This is a genomic window from Chryseobacterium sp. CY350, from assembly GCF_027945075.1.
GTDB lineage: Bacteria > Bacteroidota > Bacteroidia > Flavobacteriales > Weeksellaceae > Chryseobacterium.
This window is the reverse complement of record NZ_CP116034.1, coordinates 3,560,626-3,583,835: the sequence shown is the minus strand read 5'-3', so window position 1 is coordinate 3,583,835 and position 23,210 is coordinate 3,560,626. Positions and strand designations below refer to the sequence as shown.

21 protein-coding genes are annotated in these 23,210 nt (G+C 34.4%); 12 read left to right on the top strand and 9 right to left on the bottom strand.

Annotated elements, in window-relative coordinates:
• Positions 1 to 50: 50 nt before the first annotated feature.
• Entirely contained in the window at positions 51 to 890 is an 840-nt protein-coding gene (locus PGH12_RS16770; RefSeq protein ID WP_267598623.1) for a glycosyltransferase family 2 protein, read from the bottom strand.
• Position 891: 1 nt separating this feature from the next.
• Positions 892 to 1,503: a recombination mediator RecR gene (gene recR, locus PGH12_RS16765; RefSeq protein WP_267598622.1), complete on the bottom strand. Its 612-nt coding sequence runs from the start codon at positions 1,501 to 1,503 to the stop codon at positions 892 to 894.
• Between the two features lie 176 nt (positions 1,504 to 1,679).
• Here recR and PGH12_RS16760 point away from each other — a divergent pair, with 176 nt between their 5' ends.
• The 4 genes from PGH12_RS16760 (at position 1,680) to PGH12_RS16745 (ending at position 4,974) form a co-directional block, all read left to right on the top strand.
• On the top strand, positions 1,680 to 2,282 hold the full coding sequence (locus tag PGH12_RS16760) for an LURP-one-related family protein (protein ID WP_267598621.1): 603 nt from the start codon (positions 1,680 to 1,682) through the stop codon (positions 2,280 to 2,282).
• Positions 2,283 to 2,288: 6 nt separating this feature from the next.
• Positions 2,289 to 2,801 (top strand): BTB/POZ domain-containing protein, encoded by a 513-nt coding sequence (locus tag PGH12_RS16755; protein WP_267598620.1) that lies wholly within the window; start codon positions 2,289 to 2,291, stop codon positions 2,799 to 2,801.
• 55 nt (positions 2,802 to 2,856) lie between these two features.
• Positions 2,857 to 3,351, top strand: coding sequence for a hypothetical protein (locus PGH12_RS16750; RefSeq protein ID WP_267598619.1), 495 nt, complete (start codon positions 2,857 to 2,859; stop codon positions 3,349 to 3,351).
• Positions 3,352 to 3,528: 177 nt separating this feature from the next.
• Positions 3,529 to 4,974 carry an aminoacyl-histidine dipeptidase gene (locus PGH12_RS16745; RefSeq protein WP_267598618.1) on the top strand — a complete coding sequence of 482 codons (1,446 nt, stop codon included), beginning with the start codon at positions 3,529 to 3,531 and terminating at the stop codon, positions 4,972 to 4,974.
• A gap of 663 nt (positions 4,975 to 5,637) precedes the next feature.
• Here PGH12_RS16745 and PGH12_RS16740 read toward each other — a convergent pair.
• Positions 5,638 to 5,967 carry a 2Fe-2S iron-sulfur cluster-binding family protein gene (locus PGH12_RS16740; RefSeq protein WP_267598617.1) on the bottom strand — a complete coding sequence of 110 codons (330 nt, stop codon included), beginning with the start codon at positions 5,965 to 5,967 and terminating at the stop codon, positions 5,638 to 5,640.
• An 83-nt stretch (positions 5,968 to 6,050) separates the two neighbouring features.
• On the bottom strand, positions 6,051 to 7,106 hold the full coding sequence (locus PGH12_RS16735; protein WP_267598616.1) for an NAD(P)/FAD-dependent oxidoreductase: 1,056 nt from the start codon (positions 7,104 to 7,106) through the stop codon (positions 6,051 to 6,053).
• A gap of 152 nt (positions 7,107 to 7,258) precedes the next feature.
• Between PGH12_RS16735 and PGH12_RS16730 the strand changes: the two genes are divergently transcribed.
• Positions 7,259 to 8,029 (top strand): DUF3108 domain-containing protein, encoded by a 771-nt coding sequence (locus PGH12_RS16730; RefSeq protein WP_267598615.1) that lies wholly within the window; start codon positions 7,259 to 7,261, stop codon positions 8,027 to 8,029.
• Positions 8,030 to 8,548: 519 nt separating this feature from the next.
• Here the strand turns inward: PGH12_RS16730 and PGH12_RS16725 are convergent.
• The 4 genes from PGH12_RS16725 to PGH12_RS16710 all read right to left on the bottom strand — a co-directional run bounded on the left by PGH12_RS16725 (position 8,549) and on the right by PGH12_RS16710 (position 12,895).
• On the bottom strand, positions 8,549 to 9,193 hold the full coding sequence (locus PGH12_RS16725; protein ID WP_267598614.1) for a response regulator: 645 nt from the start codon (positions 9,191 to 9,193) through the stop codon (positions 8,549 to 8,551).
• Positions 9,190 to 10,896 carry a sensor histidine kinase gene (locus PGH12_RS16720; RefSeq protein ID WP_267598613.1) on the bottom strand — a complete coding sequence of 569 codons (1,707 nt, stop codon included), beginning with the start codon at positions 10,894 to 10,896 and terminating at the stop codon, positions 9,190 to 9,192. Before PGH12_RS16720 ends, PGH12_RS16725 begins: the two co-directional genes overlap by 4 nt.
• Before the next feature lie 99 nt (positions 10,897 to 10,995).
• Positions 10,996 to 12,006, bottom strand: a complete 1,011-nt coding sequence (gene pheS / locus PGH12_RS16715; RefSeq protein WP_267598612.1) for a phenylalanine--tRNA ligase subunit alpha — start codon at positions 12,004 to 12,006, stop codon at positions 10,996 to 10,998.
• Positions 12,007 to 12,238: 232 nt separating this feature from the next.
• Positions 12,239 to 12,895, bottom strand: a complete 657-nt coding sequence (locus tag PGH12_RS16710; protein ID WP_267598611.1) for a YceI family protein — start codon at positions 12,893 to 12,895, stop codon at positions 12,239 to 12,241.
• 144 nt (positions 12,896 to 13,039) lie between these two features.
• Here PGH12_RS16710 and PGH12_RS16705 point away from each other — a divergent pair, with 144 nt between their 5' ends.
• Positions 13,040 to 13,975, top strand: a complete 936-nt coding sequence (locus PGH12_RS16705) for a sulfate/molybdate ABC transporter ATP-binding protein (RefSeq protein WP_267598610.1) — start codon at positions 13,040 to 13,042, stop codon at positions 13,973 to 13,975.
• A 260-nt stretch (positions 13,976 to 14,235) separates the two neighbouring features.
• On the opposite strand, the gene PGH12_RS16700 is transcribed toward PGH12_RS16705, so the two are convergent.
• On the bottom strand, positions 14,236 to 14,580 hold the full coding sequence (locus PGH12_RS16700) for a zinc ribbon domain-containing protein YjdM (RefSeq protein ID WP_267598609.1): 345 nt from the start codon (positions 14,578 to 14,580) through the stop codon (positions 14,236 to 14,238).
• Positions 14,581 to 14,726: 146 nt separating this feature from the next.
• Here PGH12_RS16700 and PGH12_RS16695 point away from each other — a divergent pair, with 146 nt between their 5' ends.
• From PGH12_RS16695 to PGH12_RS16670, 6 genes are all read left to right on the top strand, one after another.
• The gene (locus PGH12_RS16695; protein ID WP_267598608.1) at positions 14,727 to 15,932 is read left to right on the top strand and encodes an RsmB/NOP family class I SAM-dependent RNA methyltransferase; all 1,206 of its coding nucleotides are present in this window, start codon (positions 14,727 to 14,729) and stop codon (positions 15,930 to 15,932) included.
• Between the two features lie 92 nt (positions 15,933 to 16,024).
• Positions 16,025 to 17,689, top strand: coding sequence for a GLPGLI family protein (locus PGH12_RS16690; protein WP_267598607.1), 1,665 nt, complete (start codon positions 16,025 to 16,027; stop codon positions 17,687 to 17,689).
• Positions 17,690 to 18,008: 319 nt separating this feature from the next.
• A complete protein-coding gene (gene asnB, locus PGH12_RS16685; RefSeq protein WP_267598606.1) occupies positions 18,009 to 19,676 on the top strand; it encodes an asparagine synthase B in 1,668 nt (555 codons plus the stop codon).
• A 144-nt stretch (positions 19,677 to 19,820) separates the two neighbouring features.
• Entirely contained in the window at positions 19,821 to 20,636 is an 816-nt protein-coding gene (locus PGH12_RS16680; protein WP_267598605.1) for a hypothetical protein, read from the top strand.
• An 83-nt stretch (positions 20,637 to 20,719) separates the two neighbouring features.
• Complete coding sequence (locus PGH12_RS16675; protein ID WP_267598604.1) at positions 20,720 to 22,126, top strand: MFS transporter; 1,407 nt, start codon at positions 20,720 to 20,722, stop codon at positions 22,124 to 22,126.
• A gap of 163 nt (positions 22,127 to 22,289) precedes the next feature.
• A complete protein-coding gene (locus tag PGH12_RS16670) occupies positions 22,290 to 23,165 on the top strand; it encodes a pirin family protein (protein WP_267598603.1) in 876 nt (291 codons plus the stop codon).
• Positions 23,166 to 23,210 lie beyond the last annotated feature (45 nt).

Below are 23,210 nucleotides of genomic sequence, written 5' to 3'. Positions count from 1 at the left end.
ATTATTTTTTTAAGATAAAACAAAAGCAACTCAATTATTTGAGTTGCTTTTTATTTGAGTTTAATAAGCTCTATCTTATGTCTTAATTTTAAACCAGCCTTGAGAAATGAATATTGCAAGGGTTTTGATTCTCGGTAATATTTATCTATAAAAATCTGCATCGCACCGTAGAATCTTTCGAGATAAGCCTCATCTTTTATGGTACTTTCACCTTTGTGATGTAAAATTGAAGCTTTTCCGTAATAAAAATTTGTGAATCCGTTTTTTAATAAAGTGTAGCAGAGATCGATGTCTTCGCCGTACATAAAATATTTTTCATCAAGTCCGCCAACTTTTTGATAAACCTCTTTTTTAACCAGAAAAAATGCTCCTGTAATTACTTCTACTTCAGCAATTTCAAATTCTCCAACATCATTTCGATAATATGATTTTGAATTTTTCTTTTTTAAACCCGTAAATAACTTTTCAAAAGAATTGAACATATCCGGAACCGAGCGTTTACTTTCCGGTAAAAAATTTCCGTTCGCGTCATGCATTCTAACTCCTAAACATCCGAAATTCGCTTTAGAATCAGCAAAATTTAAAATTTCATTTAAATAAAAACCTTCGAACTCGGTATCAGGATTTAGAATCAAAAGATATTCTCCTAAAGCAGTTTCTATTGCTTTATTATTTGCAACAGCAAAACCTTCATTTTTTTCCGAAGCAATAAATTTCACTTTTGGAAATATAGGAATAAGATCACTCCAAGAACTTTCAGTAGATTTATTATCAATGACTATGAGTTCGTACTTTACATCTTCTGTATATTTCTCAATAGAAAGAAGACAGTTTCTCAGGAGTTGAGTCACATTATAATTAACGATGATGATCGAAAGTTTGTAAGTCATTTTAATCCTTTTCGTTATACGGAAGTCTGTTGGTGATTGATCTTCCAAGGGAAATTTCGTCTGCATATTCCAGTTCGTCTCCTACCGAGATCCCTCGTGCGATACTAGAAAACTGAATTCCCGAATTTTTGAATTTTTTATAAATATAGTAAGCCGTGGTATCACCTTCCATCGTTGCACTTAAAGCAAAAATAAATTCTTTTGCCAAACCTTGTTGTAATTTCTTTTCGATACTCGGAATATTTAATTGATTAGGTCCTACTCCTTCCATCGGAGAAATTTTTCCACCTAAAATCAAATATTTTCCTCTGTATTTTCCCGTGTTTTCGATGGCAATAACGTCACGTACATCTTCAACAATGCAGATCAGTTCATCACTGCGCTTATCGTTGCTGCAAATCTCACAGACGTCAAAATCTGAAAAGTTGTGACATTCTTTGCAGTATTTAATTTCATTCACCAGATTGATGATTGAAGTCCCCAAACTTGTCGCTCTGGAATTGGGTTGTTTAAGTAAATGAAGCGCAAGACGCAAGGCAGTTTTCTTTCCAATACCCGGAAGTCCGGAGATTTCTTCAACTGCTTTTGCCAATACTTTACTTGGGTAATCCATAAAACAAAAATAAGAATTATAGTTGTAAAATTTAAATAGTAAACAGTCAAATACTATGATAATTTTATGAATTAAAATTGAGTTTTTTCCAGATCAGAATTATCAATTAATCATTTAAAAATCTGAAAAAACCATTATCTTTGATCATCAAAATATTAAACAGAAAATTAACTAAAATGATTCTTAACAATCTTAATTATCCGCTGGATTTTAAATTTAAAATCACCACTCTTGCCAGCGATTTCAACATTACAGACAAAAATGGCAATTACGTAGCGTATGTGCGTCAGAAAATGTTTAAACTGAAAGAAGACGTTATCGTTTTCAATGACGAAAGCAAAACCAAGGAGCTTTTCAGAATTCAGGCAAACCAATGGATTGATTTTAATGCATCTTACTCTATCAAAGATTCTATCGGGAAAAACTTTGGAAGATTGGCAAGAAAAGGAATGCGCTCTATCTGGAAGTCTTCTTACAATGTTTTGGACGAAGCAGATCAGCAAAAATTCACTATTACAGAAGACAACGCCTGGGTTAAATTTTTTGACGGAATGGTGGGTGAAATTCCAATCATCGGAATGTTTACAGGATATTTTCTAAATCCATCATACACCGTAAGAGGTATCGATGGAAAAGAATATTTTAAGCTCAAAAAAATGCCGTCAATGTTCGGAAGAAGATTCCAGCTTGAAAGAATGATTGATATTGATGACGAAGACGAAAGTTTAGTGGTTTTGTCTTTATTGATGATGGTTCTTTTAGAAAGAGCGAGAGGATAATAGCTTTTGGAAATTCATTTGCAACAAATATTAAAACTATTACTTTTAAAAATATTTCTTATCTTATTTGGAGCGTTTATTATCATTTCTTGTCAAAAGGAAGAAAGATTACTTAATGTAAATTATGGTAATAAGCTAGAAATATTAAATGTCGACGATAAATGTGGAGAATGGGGTGGAGACCAAAAACAGCTTATAATTTACCGAGATGATTTTAAAGGCCAATTGCTTGCAGATTATTCAGAGAAAATTGGAAATTGTGACAATGTAAGTGAATCGAAAATCACAAAATCAGTTAAGCGTATAAAAATTACTGATGAAGACAGCGACTTAATTATCAAAATCATTGATGAGCTTACTGAGAATAAAATCAATAGAAAACCTACACCTTCTCACAGTGGAATATTTAATCGTATTATTCTTAGTGATTCGTCAATGATAATCAATGATTTTCCTTCAATTGAGTTGAAAAATTTTAAAAAGTTAATTGATAAAATAGAACAAAAACAACCTCATTAAACTCATTTGAAACTTGTTTAATTAAAAAACTGTATCATTCAAAAAAAAACAAAAAATGAAATATTTAATCATTTTCTTTTCAGCATTCTTATTGGTTGCTTGCAAAAAGGAAAAAGAAACCGTTTCAAATAATTCTAAACCCAAAGATTCTCTGAATTTCATTCAGGATTCTGCAAAAACAGATGCTCAACCTGCGAATATTTTAGTTGATGTATTTCCTTTCCCGAAAGAAATCAAAGAATGTTCTTGCTATTTTGCAAGAAATAAAGCAGATTTTGAAAACGAAAGGTACATTTATGCAGATGATGCGGGAAAAACGGCTTACATGAAACTCGACGGAAAAAGAATCGCAATGAATTTGATTTCATCCAGTGACATGGAAGTAGATGAAGAACTGAACAAAGAAATTGAAAACGAAAATTATAAAATTTCCGTAAAAGGTAAGAAGATAAAAAATGAAGAGGTTTTACTATTTGAAGGTACTTTAACCATTGAAAAACCAGATGGAAGCGTTACAACAATGCCAATCTATGGTGAATGCGGATGTTAATGAGCTTCTAGCTTCTAGCTTCTAGCTTCTAGCAAAAATACTGCTCCTGAATTTCAGGAGCATTTTTTATTTCATATGTATTTATCTATTTTTTTTTCATATTCAATCGCCGAGTTTTAGTTGGTATTTACGCTTCTAAATCATAGCGATTTCGTAATTTTGATCAAAATAAATTTTATGGAACTATCAAACATAGAACCGCAGATTATCTGGAAGAATTTTTCCAAACTAAATGCTGTTCCGAGACCGTCAAAAAAAGAAGAAAAAGTAATCGCTTTCATCAAAGAATTCGGTGAAAACTTAGGTTTGGAAACTAAAGTTGACGAAGTTGGAAACGTCATCATCAAAAAGCCTGCGACTCCGGGAATGGAAAACCGAAAATCGATCGTGATGCAATCACATCTGGATATGGTTTGTCAGAAAAATAATGATGTGAATTTCGATTTTGAAACTCAGGGGATTGAGATGGAAGTTGATGGAGACTGGGTAAAAGCAAAAGGAACAACTTTGGGTGCTGACAACGGTTTGGGAGTGGCAACCATTATGTCGGTTCTTGAAAGTACAGACATTCCGCATCCTGATTTGGAGGCTTTATTTACGATAGATGAAGAAACGGGAATGACCGGAGCTTTAGGTTTAAAACCTGGACAACTGACGGGACAGATTCTTTTAAATTTAGACACAGAAGAAGATGACGAAATCGACATCGGCTGTGCCGGAGGAATCGACGTTACAGTAAGTCAAAACTATTCTCCGGAAGCTGCACAAGGACAAATTGTAAGGATTGAAATAAAAGGTTTACAAGGCGGACATTCGGGTATGGATATTCATAAAGGTTTCGGAAATGCCAATATTATTATGGGCAGAATTCTTTACAAAGCTTTGGAAAATCAAAATATCCAGTTGATTTCTATCGACGGCGGAAGTTTGAGAAATGCGATTCCGAGAGAAGCAGTGGCTTTAATTTCAGTAAGAAATGCTGGTGAATTTATCGAGAACGTAACCAACGGAATTAAAAAAGAAATTTTAGAAGAATTTGCTTCTATTGAAGCGGGTCTTCAAATTAATATCGAAAATTCTACAAGTTCTGACAAAGCACTTTCGGAGGAAGATTCTAAAAAAATCATTTTGGTTTTGAAGTCTCTTCACAACGGCGTTTACAGAATGAGTCCGGATGTTCAGGATTTGGTAGAATCTTCTAATAATGTTGCCAGAGTAGAATTAAAAGAAGGTGGTCTGAAGATTTTAAACCTTTCAAGATCATCTGTTGATTCTTCCAAAGATTCTGTTGCCGAACAGTTGAAATCAGTATCAGAATTGGCAGGAATGAATGTAGAATTCAGCGGGTCTTATCCTGGCTGGAAACCAAAACCGGGTTCTGAAATCGTTCAGATGATGGAGAAAATCTACACCGAAAAATTTACAGAAAAGCCTCACGTTGTTGCTTGTCACGCAGGATTGGAATGTGGAATTATCGGAGCCAATTATCCTGAAATGGAAATGGTAAGTTACGGGCCAACCATCAGAGGTGCGCACTCACCAGATGAGAAAGCAAATATTTCTTCAACACAGAAATTCTGGAGCTTCACGAAGGATATTTTAGCAAATATTCCTTTGAAATAAAGGTAAATATCATTTAATAAAAATATCCAAAGTCTTTTGATTTTGGATATTTTTTTATTTTAACCATGAAGGTTATTTATAGTTTAAGAAGTATAAAGTTTGTTTCGCTTTTATATTATTAATAAAGATCAAACGATTGTTCTTAAAAGATGAATCATTGAAAATTTTGACTACGGAATACTGTCTAAAACCCTAAAATTGACGTTCAGAACCTCATCCGACACGTCCGCAACCTATCCCGACACGTCATTTAACAGTCGAGACACGTTCTACATCTATCAGTATACGTTGCACAACCATCCCCGATACGTTGTTCAGACATCTGGACACGTCATTTACCCCAGCCGAGACGTTATTTATAGATGTCGATACGTCTATTCACCTATTCCGAGAGGTAATTTACATGTCCGGATAGATAAAAGACCCCATCGAACCATCGTACGACGTCAACAGACAGATGATTGACGTATCCGGATTACTTGAAGACGTATCCTGAGCGGTGAAAAACGTCGGCGAATCATTAATGAACGTCTCAGGATAGCTCGTGAACGCCTCAGGATTAGTTAGATACGAAATTACAATCATTTAAAACTATCTCTACCACAAAAAAGACCCCTCGAATTTGGTTCGAAGGGTGTTATTATTTGATAATCTTAATTTCTTCTAAGGATAAGGAGCAATCTCCACCTCAAGACCTTCCATTGCCTCTGCAATATGAAGCTGACAACCCAATCTGCTGTTTGGCTCTACATGAAATGCTTCGCCAAGCATAGCGTCTTCTTCGTCACCCATAGGCTCGAGACCCGGATCTTTTATTACATAAACCTGACAAGAGGCACACATCGCCATCCCTCCGCAAACTCCAATGGTTCCTTCTTCTGCCAACTCATAAGAACGGATGATCTCCATCAGATTCATAGACATATCGGTAGGCGCTACAATATCGTGGGTTAAGCCCTCTCTATCTGTAATTCTTATATTTATATCGCTCATTCTAATTAATGTTGTTAGTTATGGTTGATTGTTTTCAGAAAGGTGTTAACGAACAACCGACAACTAAAAACTGTAAACCAAAATTAATCTATCTTCTTTACCACTGCTTTTTCAGCTTCTTTACGGCTTCCGTCGAAACCGTCTACTCCGCTCACTGTCGTATATTTCAAAACGTATTTTTTACCAGGATTCAATCTGTTGTAAACGCTTTGGCACATTAAAGTAGCCTCATGGAAACCACATAAAATCAACTTTAATTTTCCGGGATAAGTATTAATATCACCAATTGCGTAGATTCCTTCAATATTGGTCTGATAATCTAATGCGTTGTTTACCACGATCGCATTTTTTTCAATATTTAGTCCCCACTGAGAAATTTCACCCAACTTCGGTGTCAATCCGAATAATGGTATAAAATAGTCGGTTTCGATATCAAATGCCTCTTCACCGTCTCTAATTACCGTGATAGCTTCTACTTTTCCGTCACCTTTGATGGCAGTAACTTCAGCAGGAGTGATTAATTTAATTTTACCCTGATTCTTTAAATCCTGAACTTTTTCTACAGAATCCAAAGCTCCACGGAATTCGTTTCTTCTGTGAATCAGCGTCACTTCGCTTGCTACGTTTGATAAGAAAACGCTCCAGTCTAAAGCAGAATCTCCGCCACCTGCAATGACTACTTTTTTGTTTCTGAAATGTTCCGGCTCTTTAACGAAATATTCAAGACCTTTTTCTTCATAGTCTGCAATGTTATCCATTGTAGGTTTTCTTGGTTCAAAAGTACCGAGACCTCCGGCAATTGCGATTGCTTTACATCTGTGAATGGTGCCCTTATTCGTAACCACTTCAAACCACTCTTCATCTATTTTTTTATAAGAAACTGCTGTTTCGCCAAGGGTAAAACCAGGCTGAAACTGCTTGATCTGCTCCATCAAATTATCTACAAGTTCACCTGCATTTACAGAAGGATAACCAGGAATATCGAAAATCGGCTTTTTAGGATATAGTTCTGCCAATTGCCCTCCAGGCTGAGGAAGCGCATCAATGATGTGGCATTTCATTTTAAGCAAACCTGCTTCAAATACAGCAAAAAGTCCCGTTGGCCCCGCTCCAATAATCAATATGTCTGTCGTTATCATAATATGAAGATAATTTAATTGTATATAGATGCAAATTTACTAATTTTAATGCGAAGCAATTTTAATTGAATTAAATAAAAAACTGAGATTTATCAAATCTCGTATGTAACAAAGCCGCGTTTATATGGCAGTGTTTTTGTAAAATTTGTATTATGAATAAATTATTATGTATAATTGCAATATTTGTTTTTTTTCTTGGTCATGGCCAAATAACAAATATTAATGATGGAGAGTCTTTAACACTACGAATTCACTATGGTTTTTTGACGGCAGGATCAGCTAATCTTACTGCAAAAAAGACAAATTATAAAGGTGTTCCGCATTTATATGTGAAAGGAACAGGCTATACAAGCGGAGCCGTAAAAGCTTTTTTTAAGGTTGAAGATCTTTACGAAAGTTATATCAATATGCAGACTGAGCTCCCAAGTTATTATGTGAGAAATGTAAAAGAAGGAAGTTACACACAGCATCTTCAGACTGTTTTTAATCACAGTAATCACACTTTGATTTTAACAGATAAGAAAAATCCTGCTAACGGATCTAAAACCATAAAATCTGTACAAGGCGTTCAGGATATGCTCTCATGCTTCTATTTTTTAAGAAGTAAAACACCAGCAGAACTCAGAACAGGCACTGTTTTTAATATGAATGTGTGGATAGACGACGAAATGTTTCCTTTTCAGCTAAAAGTAGTGGGGACTGAGAATTTAAAGACTAAATTCGGTACCATTAATGCTTTAAAAATAATTCCGTCAGTAAAAAGCGGCAGGGTTTTTAAAGAAAAAGAAGGCGTTACGATGTGGGTTTCCAATGATGCTAATCATATTCCTCTTCTCCTGAAAGCCGAATTAGCAGTTGGCTCTCTGAAAGCAAGTATTGATGATTTTAAAAATGTAAAATATCCTTTAAAGTTTAATAAGTAGTCTTATAAATAACAGAAAACAAAAGCGATTTCTTTTCAGAAATCGCTTTTAAAAAAAAAGGCTAATATAGTATAGTTATTATTTGACTATTTAATAAAATTACCATTCAGAATCTTCTGAATTTTCCTGTATCTGTCACAGAGCAAATGCTCTGCGACTATACTAAGGATTTCAACAATTGTGTTTTTAGAATGTTTCGATCTAATTTTTAAAGTTAGTATTTACAGAGTCTTTCGACTCTGTAAAAAACTACCTTTTTTTTCTTCATTTGTGTTTTTACCTCCCCAACTCAAGAGTTAAAGTGTCGGTAATAAATTTTTCTTAAAAATGTGTTTTTGTTAGGATTAATCGTCTTCATTAATCTTAATACAAAAGTACTAAGATATGAATATACAAACCCAGCAAGACGCATAGATAAATGTCGCAAGACTTGTAGATATTTATCTACAAAAGTTGTTTTTTTTGAATATTTAGAAACGATTTTGAGAACGCATTTCTGGAGACGTATTCATATTTTTTTTATTGATGATCTTTTACCAGCTCTATCAATTCTGCAAGATTATCAACTTTCAGTTTTTCGAATATTCTTTTCTTTGTAGTGCTGACGGTGTTTTGCCTTAGATCAAGAAGGTTAGCAATTTCCAAATTCCCTAATCCTTTCGCATACATATCGGCGATCTGGCGCTCTCTATCCGTAAGGCTAAATAAAGGATTGATAAGATTTCTGTCTTTAAGAGAATTCATAAGCAAGATCTGCGTAGTAGCAGAAATATACTCGCCCTCTTCTTTCATTTTAAAAATTGCACGCTTTATTTCTTCTTCTTCGCTCATTTTACTCAGAAAACCATTGGCTCCTGCATTAAGAAACTTGAGAGAATGCGAACTTTCATCAATTCCTGTGAAGATCAGAATTTTAGTTTCCGAACGTATTTTTTTTATTTCGGGCACAATAGTGAGACTGTTGCCATCTGGAAAATGAGCATCAATGATGGCAATATCAATTTCATTAATTCTCACGACATCTAAAGTCTGCTGTAGATTTGAAGCATGATGCACAATATGATTCTGAAATACATCTTCCAGAATAAACGAAATGCCCTGTCTGATGAGGCTGTGATCATCCGCAAGAAGAATATTTACCGTACCGCTTTCTAACTGACTCATTTGCTGATATTTAAATTTAAAGTAAAGTAAACAGTTGTACCATGTTGTAACTCGCTTTCAACGGATATTTTCCCGGAATACAGCTCTACAAGCTCTTTACAAAGACTTAAACCAAGGCCGGCTCCCAGGTTTTCAACTTCATCAGAAATGATTCCTTGGTAATATGGCTCGAAGATCTTTTCTAAATCTGATTTCGAAATACCAACTCCGGAATCAGTAATCTTCGTAACCAGCGCAACTGTATTTTCATCAACAGGTTCTGTAGAAGTTGTTACCGAAATCTCTCCGTTCTCAGTAAATTTATTTGCGTTTCCAAGAATATTCATGAAAAGTTGATTGATTTTGGTGCAATCAGTGAAGACAACCAGATCAGCATCAATATTTTTATGAACAATAAATTTATTGTTTCTCGTCTGAATATAAGGTTCTATAGAATTTAGAATAGAATCAATCTCGTTACTAAGATTGAAAACTGCAGGATTTAATTTATTTTCAACATGCTGATTTTTAGTATATTCAAGAATTTGATTTGCTTGCATTAACAAAGTATTATTGGTAAAACTTATTGACTTCAGATATTCTTTGATGCTTTCGTCAGTTGTTTTCTTATTAATTCTATTAATAAATATACCAATAATTTTCAGCGGTGACCTCAATTCATGGCTTAACATCCCTAATATTCTATTTTTAAAATTTAAATTTTCTTTGATTTGTCTGTTGGCAGAATTTAGCTTTTTTTCGTAGATAAAGGCTATTCTGGTAAAATACATGATCAAAACCGATACAACAAACATCAAGATCATCAATCCCAATACGAGATATTTTCTGATTTTATTACTCTCAGAATTTTGATCGGCATATTCTTGTTCAAGTTTAGATTTAGAATCTTTTACTGCAAACTCGTAGATATTCATCAACTCATTGCTGTACACCAAAAGATGATTAAAAGTGGTGTAGAATTTACCGCTGTTATTTTCTTTTTTGGTCACGTTGTATTGTATCTTCTGAATTTCTCTGGTATAATGGTTATTTACAAGATTCAGAACACTGTCCATCTCACTTTTTATTCTGCTCGCAACGGGAACAATGCCATTTTTCACCGTAACGACTACACTGTCTTTTCTTACATTTTCTTTTCCGGCAATTGCATCTCCGAGACGACCAAGTAAGCCTTTCTTTTTTACAGGATCTACATATGTTGTTCTCTGTACCTCAAACTTATCGAAATTAAAATCATAATCAAATTTCTTAAGCTTTGGAACCTCATCACGGGTTTTAAAATTTGAATTTGTAGAAATCTGGTAGGTAGAATCTGCAAGAAGTTTTAGATTTTTCACTTCCAGAGAATCATTTTTAATTGAAGTGAAAACCTTCTTCAACTTAGGGTTTTTATACTTAAAATGATTAATGCTGTCTAAAGTTTTCGTGAGTTTATCTACAGATTTAAAATAAGATTTTAAGTGTTTATCATTGTTTGTGACCACATATTGCTGGAAAAAACCTTGCGCATTTACAAGCTCTTCCCGAGAATTATCTGTGAGATTTTCCAGTTTTTGAACTTCCTTCAGCTGGTTTTCGATAAAAGTTAAATTTTTCCGGTTTACAAATTCATTATAGAAAAATGCGGCTACCGTAACCTGTATCAGTAAAATACATATAATAAGAGAATAAAGAACAATTTTTCTCAACTTAAAATTCAACATCTTTTTAAACATCCTTTGTGTATTATTCTTATAAAAGTAATAAAAAATTCCTGTAAAAAAGCATTTTACAGGAATTCAATTAATTTAATTATAAATTGATTATAATGTCTTAAACTGTTCTAGTGTTCTTTTGTCATTTTCAAAGAACATCCTGATATCGCTCATTTGGTAAAGAAGCATTGTAATTCTCTCAATGCCCATTCCGAAAGCATAACCCGAATATTTTTCGGAATCGATATTTACATTTTTCAAAACTGCCGGATCTACCATTCCGCAACCCATAATTTCCAGCCAGCCTGTTCCTTTCGTAATTCTGTAGTCTGTTTCAGAATTTAAACCCCAATAGACATCAATCTCTGCACTTGGCTCTGTAAACGGGAAATAGGAAGGTCTCATTCTTATTTTTGACTTTCCGAAAAGTTCTGTCGTAAAGAACTGAATCGTCTGTTTCATATCTGCAAAACTTACCTTTTCATCAATATACAATCCTTCAATTTGATGGAAAATACAGTGCGAACGAGAAGATATCGCTTCATTTCTAAAGACTCTTCCGGGAGACAAAATCCTTATTGGCGGTTGATTTTCTTCCATATAACGAATCTGAACCGAAGAAGTATGTGTCCTTAACAGTATATCAGGGTTTTGTTCTATGAAAAAAGTATCCTGCATATCTCTAGCCGGATGATATTCCGGTAAATTCAGAGCAGTAAAATTATGCCAGTCATCTTCAATCTCCGGACCGTCTGCTACGGCAAATCCTATAGATTTGAAGATTTCAATAATTCTGTTCTTTACCAGATTGATAGGATGCCTTGATCCTAAATCTAACGGGAAAGCTGGCCTGGTAAGATCTTCTTTTTCCAGAATTACAGAAGATTCAGAAGTACTTTTAAAGTCTTCTAATTTGGCTGCAACAGCCTGCTTCAGAGTATTGATTTTCTGTCCGAAATCTTTTTTCTGGTCGTTGGGAATAGTTTTTAATGTTTCATAAAAATCATTTAAAACTCCTTTTTTGCCATTAAACCTGATTCGGAAATTCTCAATTTCATCTTTGGATGTCGCGTTGAAGCTGTTTACTTCGATCAGTAATTCTTCTATCTTTTCTGTCATTATATTAACCCTTTCAAAAACGTAAATGCAAAAATAAGGTTTTTCCAATTAAAAATTATCATAAAAAAATCTGCCTTTGCAGACAGATGGTCTTATTTTTTCAAAATTACTTTTTCCTTTTCCTGATATAACGAATGGTAAAATAAATTACCAAAAATACTATTCCGCAAATAATTGATGGAGCGATGGAAGATCCGAAATCATAAGTGCCTTCGTAAGAATTCATCAGAAACTATTTTTTCTCTATAGCTTTTATATTAATCTGAAGCGTTACTTCGTCTTTAATCACGCCATTTTCAGCCGGACTTTTAAAGTTCACTCCAAATTCTTGTCTCATAATATCTTTTGGTTCAGTAGCAATGCTTACCAATCCTTCACTTACAGAAACATTCGCTTTAAACTGCAAAGGTTTTGTAATTCCTTTTATCGTAAGATTACCATCTAATAATGTATTGTAATCACCTTCGGCAGAAGGAGTTACTTTAGTAATTTCGTATGATGCGGTAGGAAACTTTTCTGTTTCAAAGAAATCGCCACTTTTCAGATGACCATTCAGTTTATTTAAATTTTCTGCATCATCTTTAAGATCAACGGAAGTGAGAGAATTCATATCTGCAACAAATTTACCACTTTCCAGCTTTCCTTCATTTACGGTAACATCACCACTTTCAAACGTGATTGTCCCAAAATGACTTGTATTTTCAGATTTAAAAACTTTATAACCCTTCCACTCTATTTTACTGTTTAGTGTATCCAGCACGTACTTGTTTCCGTTCTTTGTCGTTGTAACCTCGCTTCCCTCATTGGTTAAAGGTTTTTCTTTCTGACACGATACCACTATTGCAGCAAAAACTACAGGAACAGCAAGGGAAAATAGTTTTCTTTTCATATTATAATAAGTATTTTTTAAATTTAAAAATCGCATGATAGATTTTGAAAAAGTTCCCTGTTCAGCGATTTTTATGCTAATTTTAACGTTATGCTAAATTACTAAAAATATGCCAGTCTACTGTAAAAACCATATTTTTGTATTATGCTATTAGAGATAAACAATTTATATTTTTCACATACAAAAGATCAACCTCTTTTTGAAAATTTCAATCTCAAGTTGAATGAAGGTAAAATTATTGCCTTAGCAGGAGAAAGCGGTTGCGGAAAATCTACTTTACTGAGTCTTATTTACGGACTTTTGAACTGGGAGCGAGGAGAAATTTTGTTTGAAGGTCAAAAACTCATGGGACCAAAAGGGAATCTCGTTCCCGGAGAACCCGAAATGAAATTTGTAGCTCAGAATTTTGACTTAATGCCTTATGCGACAGTTGCTGAAAATGTCGGAAAATTCATATCAAATATCAATTTAGCGAAGAAAAAAGAAACCGTCAATGAACTTCTGGATGTTGTCGGATTATCTGAATTTACCAATACACTTCCCAAAAACCTTAGCGGTGGACAGCAACAGAGAGTTGCCATTGCGAGAGCTCTTTCTGTTTTACCAAAATTACTTTTATTGGATGAGCCATTCAGCCATCTTGATTTTGCACGGAAAATAGAACTTCGTGAGAAACTTTTTAAATATGTTAAAGAAAAAAATATTTCTCTCATTATTTCTACGCACGAGATTCAGGATATTATCCCCTGGTTGGATCAGATTGTCATTCTTGACCACGGAAAATTAATACAGACCGATGACGCCGAAGAAACCTACAAAAACCCTTATAATCAGTATGTAGCCAAACTTTTCGGGGAAGTCAATATATTTTCTGAAGCTGAAAAATCAGATTTTAAAATTTCAAATTTCGCCTACTTTCCGCAGAATATAAAAATTTCAGTAGAAGGCTTTGCTGCTCAGGTTTTAGAAAGTCGCTTTGCAGGAAATCATTATTGGAATAAAATTATTTCACAAAATAAAGAACTTATCATTTATACTCAGGAAAAAATTAATGGTGATATAAAAATTACATTTAGTTAACAAAACCCTCACATCCATCATGTTAGTATGTGGATAAAAAGAATAGTTTTATCTGTTTGATTTTCAATAATATTTTTAAATTTGATTACAACAATATAAGGAAACTTTTGGTTCAATTCTCTTCCACCAAAAAGACTGAAATTAGCTTTCTCCAGCAATGAAAGTCTCGGAAGATTACACTGTCCGATCTTTTCCTTTTTTTTATAAAACAAATGCGTCCCAATCGGAACGCATTTTTATATTTATTGAAGAAAATTTCTTTAAGCTTTTTTCACAAACTCAGATTTCAAAGCCATCGAACCAAAACCGTCAATTTTACAATCTATATTATGATCGCTTTCTGGTCTTAAACGGATATTTTTAACTTTAGTTCCGGCTTTCACAGGTTTCGGAGCGCCTTTCACCGGAAGATCTTTTACTACAACCACAGAATCACCGTCCTGCAGTTCGTTTCCGTTAGCATCCAAAATTTTCCCAGAGTTTTCGCTTTCTGAGGCAGTTTCCTTAGGATTCCACTCATAAAAACATTGCGAACAAACCATTAAATCATCTTGTTCGTAGGTAAATTCTGAACTGCATTTAGGACAGATAACAACATCACTCATATTTTTAAATTTTTGCAAATGTAAGATTAAATTAAATATTTAAAAATACAGTGATTTATGATGAGATGAAATTACTCATAGTCTGTCACTTACAACATTTCAATTAAAATTCGTATTTTTGCAAGTTCAAACAGCATACTGCAATAATGGAATTAATACACAGAAACTTGGCCATCGGAATTCACGATGCTCTACAAGAAACTTTTTTTGAGAAAAATAAATACGCCGATAAAGTAATCGAAAGACTTTTAAAGGCTCACAGAAAGTGGGGAAGCCAAGACAGAGCAGTTGTTTCGGAGATTTTCTACAATATCATTCGTTGGAAAAGACGCCTTGAATATTACATGGGTGAAAGCGTAAAACCTGACAATGTTTATAAATTAATTGTTGCTTACTGTCTTTATAGTAAAACTAACTACAAAAGATTTGAAGAATTTGAAGGCATTAAAATTGCCGACATCACCACCAAACTAAAAAAAGGAACCGTTCCTACAAAATCTATCGAATATTCAATTCCTGAATGGTTGGCTGAAACTTTAGAAAAAGAACTGGGTCCGATTTGGGAAAAAGAAATGAAAGCTTTGAATGAACAAGCTCCGACAGTTTTAAGAGCAAATTCATTGAAAACTTCAGCAAAAGAATTAATTTCAGATCTTGCCGTTGAAGATGTAGTAGCTTACACGGTGAAAAATTATCCGGATGCTGTACAGCTTGAAGAAAAAAAGAATGTCTTCTTAACTACGGCCTTTAAAGACGGATTATTTGAAGTACAAGACGCAACATCACAGAAAATTGGCTATTTCCTTGATGTAAAAGAAGGTCAGAGAGTGGTCGACGTTTGTGCAGGAGCCGGAGGAAAAACCCTTCACCTTGCCGCATTGATGGGCAATAAAGGTCAGATTATCGCTTTAGATATTTACGAATGGAAATTGGCTGAATTAAAGCGCAGAGCAAAAAGAGCCGGAGCTCACAACATCGAAACTCGTATGATTTCTGATAACAAAGTAATCAAACGTCTTCATGAAAAAGCAGACAGATTGTTGATTGACGCACCTTGCTCAGGTTTGGGAGTTTTAAAAAGAAACCCAGACAGCAAATGGAAAATTGATCAGGCGTTTATCGACAGAATTAAAAAAGAACAACAGCAAATTATTCAGGATTACTCAAAAATCCTTAAGAAAGGTGGGAAAATGGTGTACGCAACATGTTCTATTCTTCCTTCTGAAAACAATGAACAGGTGGCAGAATTTCTGAAAAACAATCCTGATTTTAAATTAATAAAAGACGAAAAAGTAATGCCTAGCGAAGGCTACGACGGTTTCTACATGGCTTTGATCGAAAGACTGGCCTAATTTTTTTTAAATATAATATATCAACTACTCTATTTTTTGGAGTAGTTTTTTTTATCCAAAACTTTACCTTTGTGAAAAACCATTATCATATCATGATCAGATCACTACTTCTCTTTTTCTTCACAGTTTTATCTGTTTTAAATTTCGCACAGACCTACGAAATTCAATACACCAGTTCTTACAACGGAAAAGTTCAGCCTAATCAAAATCCTACAATTGTTTGGGTCAATGAAAGTGACAATTTTATCCTAAATGTAAAAACGAAAGAACAGAAAAGCGAATATCCTTTTGAAATCAGTAAGATAGAAAAACCTTCAAATAAAATCGTTTCTTACGGTTTTTTGAAGCTTGGCGAAATTATTTCAACTTCCGATTCCGAAGCTGTAGCAAAACAAAGTTTTGAATTTACTGATAAAACCAAGAAAATTTTAGGATATAATTGTAAACATGCGGTCACAAAAATCAATTCAAACACTATTGAAGTTTGGTACACGAATGATCTGAAAATGAAAGGCGGACCATCGAGTCTTGGGCAAAATTTAGGTTTAGTCTTAGAAATTGAACGCAACGGAAATTCTGCAACGACCGCAACTTCTTTGAAAAAAATCAAAAAATCAGGAATAGAAAACATTATCAACAAACCTATAACTCCCACAGATCTTTTGAGTTATAAAGATCTACTTTGGAAAAGCAGATTCACAACTTTAAAAGTTTTTGAAAATGAAATCATCAATTTCTCAGACCAGTCGAAATCTGATGAAAATATCAAAAGATTTGCTAATGGAACCATAATTCTAAAGAAAATAAAATTTCCAAAAATTTCTCAAGGCGAAAGTATTTTTGCTGAATTAAAACAGCAATCGAACGGTGATGCTTACGACAGAACAGGAGCGGTATTTTTAATTCCTGAAGAAAAATCACAATCTTTTTTTGACGGATTGGAAAAAGGAGTAAAAACACTTCCGCTTTATGAAAATGGAAACGGAAAACAGTATTTCGGAATTATTTCTAGTGAAAATTATCAACCAACTGTAGAAATGATGCGGTTTTTTACTGCTTTTGGAATCAATAAGTTTAATAATTTAGAATTAAAAGATAAAACATGGGAAACGATTAATCCGTTTCGCCAGGATATCACCGAATTAAAACCTTCACTGTCTGAGAAAGAAATCTGGGTGGGAGTTTTCATCGGTAACTACGACAAAGGCGGTCACAAAGTGAGTTTAGAAATCACAATTCACAAAAGCGATCAGATTGTACATAAAAATAATAAAGTGATCCCACTATTCAACACAACGAATATTATGGAAATGGCCGGACAGGATTACGCGACAATGTTTGATAACGATAAAGGCCTTTTTGTGGAATTCAATTTAGCGAAAGATTTAAAAAATGGTCAGTTACGGTACATCACAACTGGTCATGGCGGTTGGGAAAATGGTGACGAATTTATCCCGAAAGCAAATTCTATTTTTCTGGACGGCAAAATGATTTTTTCTTTTACACCGTGGAGAACCGATTGCGGATCTTATAGACTTTACAATCCTGCATCCGGTAATTTTCCGGACGGACTTTCATCTTCTGACCTGAGCCGCTCAAATTGGTGTCCGGGAACGATTACCAATCCGAATTACATTCAATTGGGAGATTTAAAAGCAGGAAAACATACCATTCAGGTGAAAATTCCTCAGGGAAAACCGGAAGGAACCAGTTTCAGCGCATGGAATATTTCTGGCTCACTGCTAGGTTTTGAATAAAACAAAACCTCCTTGCAATATTATTACAAGGAGGTAAAAACACAAATGATGAAAAAAAATTATTTCGAGCAACAAAGGAACGAAAAATATTTGAATTAACAAACATCAGTCACCTAATTTTTTAAAACTTGTTACTTTTTTCGCCTCTTCCATCTGAAATCTTTCGGTTAAAAAAATCAATCGGAGACTAAATAAAGACATATACATTTACAATATTTTTAATTAAAAATCATAATTTAATGTAAAAAATTAATTTTAATCAAATTTTTATTTTAAAATTTAATTAAATCATTTAGTTTTGCTTTTAAATAAAAATAAAATGTGTGGAATTGTATGCTTGTTTGACGCCAAACAACAAACTGAAATATTAAGACCTCAAGTCTTAGAAATGTCTAAAAAAATCCGTCATCGAGGTCCGGATTGGAGCGGAGTTTTCCAAAATGAGAAAGTACTTTTCTCTCACGAAAGACTCGCCATCGTAGATCCTACTTCCGGCAAACAGCCATTATTTTCTAAAGACGGAAAAATTGTTTTAGCCGTAAACGGAGAAATTTACAATCATCGTGAACTGAAAGAAGAATTTCCAGAGTATGAGTTTCAAACCAAATCTGACTGCGAAGTTATCTTAGCTTTATATCAAAAGTATGGAAAAGATTTTATCGAAAAATTAAATGGCATATTCGCTTTTGCACTTTACGATATTGAAAAAAATATTTATCTGATCGCGCGTGATCATATGGGAATCTGCCCTCTGTACCAAGGCTGGGACAAAAACGGAAACTACTATATCGCATCTGAACTAAAAGCCCTGGAAGGTGTCTGCAAAAAAATTGACACTTTTCTTCCGGGACATTATGTATACAGTGTTGATGGAGCAGAACTTCAACAATGGTACAGAAGAGACTGGGGAAACTTTGACGCTGTGACAGATAACGTGACAGATATTATGGCCATCAGAAAAGGCCTGGAAGATGCCGTTCACAGACAACTGATGAGCGATGTACCTTATGGTGTTTTGCTTTCGGGAGGTTTAGATTCATCTATTATATCTGCAGTTACAGCAAAATACGCCAGACAGAGAATTGAAAGTGGTGATACTCAGGAAGCGTGGTATCCAAGACTTCACAGTTTTGCAGTTGGTTTGGAAGGTTCTCCTGATTTGGCGGCAGCAAAAAAAGCGGCTGAACATATCGGTTCGGTTCACCATGAAGTAAATTTTACGGTTCAGGAGGGTTTGGATGCAATTCGTGATGTGATTTATCATTTGGAAACTTACGATGTCACGACTATCAGAGCTTCTACGCCGATGTACCTTTTGGCGAGAGTCATAAAATCTATGGGAATTAAAATGGTACTTTCCGGCGAAGGCGCAGACGAATTGTTTGGAGGATATCTGTATTTCCATAAAGCTCCCAATGCAAAGGAATTTCATGATGAAACGGTGAGAAAACTAGGTAAACTTCACCTGTATGATTGCTTAAGAGCCAACAAAGCGTTGATGAGCTGGGGAATTGAAGGCAGAGTTCCTTTTCTGGATAAGGAATTTATGGATATTGCGATGAACGTAAATCCTCAGGATAAAATGATTAAAAAAGAAGAAGGGAAAATTGAAAAATGGGTTTTAAGAAAAGCTTTTGAAGACCTTTTACCAGAATCAATCGCCTGGAGACAGAAAGAACAATTCTCTGACGGTGTAGGATATTCCTGGATTGACACCTTAAAAGATGTTGCCGAAAAATATGTGACTGATGAAATGATGACAAATGCAAAATTCAGATTTCCATTAAATACGCCTCAAAACAAAGAAGAATACCGTTACAGAACGATATTTGAAGAACATTTCCCAAGTGAAACTGCGGCCGCAACCGTTCCTTCTGTACCTTCCGTAGCATGTTCCACTCCTATCGCTCTAGAATGGGATGAAGCATTTAAAAAAATGAATGACCCAAGCGGAAGAGCAGTAAAAGTGCATGAAACTTCTTATTAAAAATCAAAAAATTTATCAATCCTGTATTCGTACAGGATTTTTTCTTAAATAAAATCAAGAATATTTGGATAATTTAACTAACTATTAAACTTATTATCTAATAAATAATTATATTTGAAAAATAAAAAAAATCTTTGCTGTAACATGAAAAGAAACATTACTATTTTATTTGCTTTATTATCTGTAAGCTTTGCTTTCGGACAAGGTAAATATGGAAAATATCTTAATTCTAAAAAGCTGGCACTTACTTATAAAACCGTAAAACCTGCCGAGAAAGATGATTACTATCAGCAATATTATTGGTTGGTAAAAGCTGAACAGTTGAAAACCTTTCCTCATCTTGCAGATATAAAACCTGTCGTATTATACAACTTTGTAAAGAAAGTAAATCCTCAAAACCCGACAAAAAAACTGGATGAGAGAGGAAAAGAGTTAAGAAAAACTGCGGAATTATCTTTGGATCAATATTTTAAAAATAAAAATTTTAAAGACAATCAGGTTTTATTATATAATTTAGAAACATATGTAGATCCTTCTCAAGGTGAATATTTCACTAAGGTAGACGCAGAAAGAATAAAAGAACTGGTACCGAAAGAATTTTTCGGATTTGCTTCTCTCAACAAGAAAACGATGGAAGAAACAATCTACTATCTTTGGGTTGATAAGAAAAAAGATGAATTTAATATCGTAGACATTGTTCCTAACGAAAAAGAAGACAAGAAATTCTACGCTTCGCTGAAACAGTATCTGCCAAAATATAAATTCAACAGAAAATTTATGCCTACAGTGAAAAAGGGAAGTAAAGCAGATAAAACAGACAAAGACTTTTTCTACATCATGCCATTTGAGCAAAACGTAGATAACATAGAATACAAAACAGACGATTTTAAGACTTTCACACTAAGCCAGGTCAAAAGAGAAGGTGAAGCGTGGATAGGAGTAGAAAAACCTAGAAAATAAACCCAAAAGTCCTGCGATAATTCGCAGGACTTTTTTATTGTTAAAAATGGTTTTAAAATTGCTTTTAAAATCATTTATTGATTATGCAGACAACTACATACCCACGCCAGACCGTAAAAAAAGTTCTCCCGCTCATTTTAGCAACTGCTATTTTTATGCAGATGCTGGATTCTACGATTTTGAATACATCGCTGCCATCAATTGCGAGAGATCTTAATGAATCTCCGTTGAATATGCAGAATGCAATTATCAGTTATGTTCTGACATTAGCTGTCTTCATGCCGGCAAGCGGATTTTTGGCAGATCGTTTCGGAACGAGAAAAGTTTTTATTTTCGCTTTGGTACTTTTCAGTGTGGGATCGGTGTTTTGTGCACTTTCTCAAAATTTAACGCATTTAGTAATTTCAAGAGTAGTTCAGGGAGTCGGAGGAAGCTTAATGACGCCCGTCGGGAAGCTCGCATTAATCAAAACTTTTGAAAGGAATGAGTTGCTAAAGGCTATGAATTTCGCGATCATTCCCGCTTTGATAGGACCTGTTCTCGGTCCATTAGTTGGCGGATACATGGTTGATTATCTCTCCTGGCATTGGATATTTCTTATCAATATACCTATTGGGGTTCTGGGAATCGTTTTAGGACTAAAATATATGCCCAACTACAACTCGCGTGACACCGATTTTGATCTGAAGGGATTTTTGATATTTGCAGCGGCCTCGTTACTTCTTTCCGTAGCTCTTGAACTTTTCGGGGATATACAAAACATTACGCCGGTTTTACTTGTTTTCATTTTAGGATTTTTATTCCTTTATTATTATTACAGACACGCAAAGAAAGGGAACAATCCTATTTTCCCATTAAATTTATTTCAGGTTCGTACATTCAGAGTGGGAATTATTGGCAATCTGGCAACACGATTAGGAATCAGTTCCGTTCCGCTGTTGCTGCCCCTGATGATCCAGATTGCTTACGGTCAGTCTGCGGTTACTTCCGGGTGGATCATCGCTCCCATGGCACTTACAGCGATGTTTGGAAAATCTTCTGTTCTTAAAATTTTAAACAAATACGGTTATAAAAGAACCTTGATGGTCAATACGTTCATTATTGGTATTTTGATTTGCTGTCTTTCGATTCCAGATATTCACACCTCTATTTACTGGTTTATACCGATCATTGCAATTTTAGGATTTTTTAATTCTATTCAATTTACTTCTATGAATACAATTTCTATTGCAGATCTGCGAAATTTCCAGACAAGCAGCGGAAATTCTCTAATCTCGGTCAATCAGCAATTAGCCATTGGTTTTGGGATTGCATTTGGATTAATTGTTTTAAAAATCTATGAAAACAGTCCTGAACTCATTTTGCATGAAACTCATAATGCTTTCCGTTATACATTTCTTACCGTCGGAATTTTGACCATCCTATCAAGTTTGGTTTTCCGCAGATTGCACACTTCTGATGGTAGAAATATGAGATCTTCTGAAGAATAAAAATCTTGAATTAATAGCTAAAACGTTTCCGAATTATCTTTTAAATTCTCATCTTTTCAATCTTATTCTGCAATCTTTCAACACGTAAAACCGAACTTACCACACATCAATGTCAATTCATTTCTACTGTTCTACATTTGTTTAAAGTTAAAACAAACATATTATGACAACTAAAAAAGTAGAAATGGTAATTCCACCGAAGCCGGCGCATTTTGTAGGGGACGGTTTTAGGGTGCATAATTTTATTCCGAGTATACAGAATCTTGATATGAAAAGAATGGATCCGTTTCTGATGCTCGATTATAATTCTAAATTTCATTTTAATCCATCCAAAACTCCAAAAGGTGTTGGTGTGCATCCACACAGAGGTTTTGAAACGGTGACGATTGCTTATCAGGGAAAAGTAGAACATCATGACAGCGCAGGTGGTGGCGGAATCATTGGCGAAGGCGATGTACAGTGGATGACTGCAGCAAGCGGAATTCTTCACAAAGAATATCACGAGAAAGAATGGTCTAAACAGGGCGGGATTTTTCAGATGGTACAGCTTTGGGTCAATCTTCCGGCGAAAGACAAAATGAGTAAACCAAAATATCAATCGATCTCAAATTCAGAAATGATAACAGAAGATCTTGGAGAAAACGGTTTTATCGAAATTATAGCAGGTGAACATAACGGAAATAAAGGTCCCGCATCAACATTCACCCCTGTTAATCTTATGAATGCAAAACTAACATCAGGTGGAAAAGCAGATTTTAATTTTCCTCCAAATTTCAATACCGCGGCGTTAGTTATAGAAGGAAACATCATTATAAACGGAGAGCAAAAGGCTTCTGCAAATCATTTTGTTTTGTTTAAAAATGAAGGCGAAGATTTCACAATAGAAGCCACAGAAGATTCCATTATATTAATTATCAGCGGAGAACCTATTAATGAGCCAATTTATCCTCACGGTCCTTTTGTAATGAATTCCAGAGAAGAAATCATGCAGGCCTTCGAAGATTTCAATACCGGAAAATTCGGTTATTTGGAAGATTAATTTAAGAACGTAAATTTAATTCAAAAACATAAAATATAAAAAATC